The organism is Micromonospora sp. DH13 (genome assembly GCF_020873825.1).
In the GTDB taxonomy this organism is placed as follows: domain Bacteria; phylum Actinomycetota; class Actinomycetes; order Mycobacteriales; family Micromonosporaceae; genus Micromonospora; species Micromonospora haikouensis.
This window is the reverse complement of record NZ_JAHWGR010000102.1, coordinates 1-464: the sequence shown is the minus strand read 5'-3', so window position 1 is coordinate 464 and position 464 is coordinate 1. Positions and strand designations below refer to the sequence as shown.

Below are 464 nucleotides of genomic sequence, written 5' to 3'. Positions count from 1 at the left end.
TGACGGGGGTGTCTTGGTCTGCTGGCTGAGCGTCGGTGGCTGTGGTGGCTGGTGGTGCTTGTTCGAGGATGATGTGGGCGTTGGTGCCGCTGATGCCGAAGGAGGAAACGGCGGCGCGGCGGGGCCGGTCGTGGTCGGGCCAGGGCTGGGTGTTGGTGAGTAGTGCCACGTTGCCGGTGGTCCAGTCGACGTGGGGGGTGGGCGTGTCGACGTGGAGGGTTTTCGGCAGAACCCCGTGCTGGATGGCCTGGACCATCTTGATGATGCCCGCGACGCCGGCCGCTCCGGCCGCATGACCCATGTTCGACTTGATGGAGCCGAGCCAGAGGGGCTGGTTGCGGTTCTGGCCGTAGGTGGCGAGGAGTGCTTGGGCTTCGATGGGGTCGCCGAGTTTGGTGCCGGTGCCGTGGGCTTCGACGGCGTCGACGTCGGCGGTGGTGAGGCCGGCGGTGGTGAGGGCTTGT

The 464-nt window shown here is 67.9% G+C and carries 1 protein-coding gene; it reads right to left on the bottom strand.

What is annotated here, in order from left to right:
• Nucleotides 1–464 (bottom strand): polyketide synthase (locus LPA42_RS33430; RefSeq protein WP_228987150.1); only part of this gene is annotated, 464 nt, incomplete at both ends.